Annotated in this window: 2 protein-coding genes and 1 pseudogene; all 3 read right to left on the minus strand. The window is 57.1% G+C overall.

Annotation, left to right across the window (positions count from 1 at the left end; genetic code table 11):
• Positions 1–36: 36 nt before the first annotated feature.
• Positions 37–366, minus strand: a complete 330-nt coding sequence (locus tag AC1DRJ_RS27080) for a hypothetical protein (protein WP_477804852.1) — start codon at positions 364–366, stop codon at positions 37–39.
• Positions 363–1,277 (minus strand): alpha/beta hydrolase, encoded by a 915-nt coding sequence (locus AC1DRJ_RS27085; RefSeq protein WP_477804853.1) that lies wholly within the window; start codon positions 1,275–1,277, stop codon positions 363–365. The genes AC1DRJ_RS27080 and AC1DRJ_RS27085 overlap by 4 nt, the downstream gene beginning before the upstream one ends.
• Before the next feature lie 146 nt (positions 1,278–1,423).
• Positions 1,424–1,575: pseudogene (locus tag AC1DRJ_RS27090) on the minus strand (flavohemoglobin expression-modulating QEGLA motif protein); the annotation flags it as partial.

Below are 1,575 nucleotides of genomic sequence, written 5' to 3' on the forward strand. Positions count from 1 at the left end.
CTCCTACATTGGAATTTTGGTGATCTCGGGGCCGGGTTACTGCTCCAGCTTCTGAGGGGTTTCCTGCCCCATGCAGCGCACGGCTTTTTTCTTGTTGTTGACCAACACACCGGTCAGGCCTTTTTGCTCCATGTCGAACAGCACCAGCACGCCATCGATGCACTGGGCCACTTGCGCGGCCGGTTCCAGGGAGACTTTGTAGTCTTCGCCCGGCACGGTCTTGAGCATGGTGAAGTCGCTGAGCAGCAACGCATCCTCAGGCTTGGCGAAATGCAGGTAGCCGTAGAACCACAAGGCGCCAACGGTGCCGAGGATGCTGCAGATACCGGTGATGATCAGCGGGATGGCGTTACGTTCTTCACTCATTTCGGGCTCTCTGATGGTTCATCTTCTGAATTCGGGGGTGCCGGGTAATTGGGGATTTCACCCAAGCGGCGCAGGCCGTTGAAATGCTGCGGGTCATCGAGATAACGCAGCATGACTTTTTGCCAGACCGGGTTGGTCAACGTCTGCACATGACCGCCTCGGGTCAGTTGCAGCACGCGTGGCGGCGGCGCAGCTTGATACAGACGGATGCCGTTGGAAAGCGGCACGATCGGATCGTCGATGCTGTAGTAGAACAGTATTGGCACACCTTTGAGCTGTGCTATCGAGTTGACTGCGCTGTCACCGTCCGGCACCAGCCAGGATAACGGCACCTGGACCGGCCAGGTCAGCCATGAGGTACTCAAGACAAATTGGCCGACACTGCGATAGCTGCCGGGCACCCCGTCAAGAACCATGGCCTTGAGTTGTTTCTGGCGCTCGGGGTGTTGAACCAGATAGTGCACGGCCATCGAGCCACCGAGGCTTTGGCCGAGCAGGATCAGCGGTTTGCCTTTGACCTCGGGTGCCTGATCGAGCCATTTGAACGCGGCGTCAATGTCCTGATAGATCGCCGGCAGGCTCGGTTTCCCTTCGGATAAACCGTAACCGCGATAGTCGATCATCAGCACTTGATAGCCGTGCCTGGGCAACCAATAGCTCCCACCCAGGTGCATCGGCAAATTGCCGCCGTTGCCGTGTAAATGCAGGATTGTGCCYTTGACCTCGACCCCTTCCTTGGCCGGTAACCACCAGGCGTTCAGCTTGAGGCCATCTGCAGTGACGAGAGTGACGTCGCGGTAGTCGAGATGAGCTTTTTCCGGGGTGAACAGCTGGCCGGGCTCGGGATAGAACAGCAGGGAGCTGCAACCGCTCAAGGTCAGAAGCAGACAAAAAATGCCGAGGAATCTCATCCGTTGAAACCTCGCAGATATGGATTGAAATACAAAACCCTGTAGGACTGAGCCTGCTCGCGATAGCGGTGTGTCAGTCAACATCAATGCTGAATGTTGAACCGCTATCGCGAGCAGGCTCACTCCCACAGGGGTATTCGTGATCGTTAGAGGATGTTGGAGTAATCCGCTTCGATCCGGTCCAGGCTCAGGTGGTTGAGGAAGTTGGAGAAGCACATCCACGCCGACAGCGCGTTCAGGTCGCGGAACTGTTCCGGCAGATACTTCGGCGGCACCACCAGCCCTTCATCAACCAACT

The organism is Pseudomonas sp. P5_B2 (assembly GCF_056400445.1).

What these genes read in the sequence shown, in the direction of transcription:
- AC1DRJ_RS27080 (WP_477804852.1), bottom strand. Translation starts at nt 366, where the DNA reads ATGAGTGAAGAACGTAACGCCATCCCGCTGATCATCACCGGTATCTGC.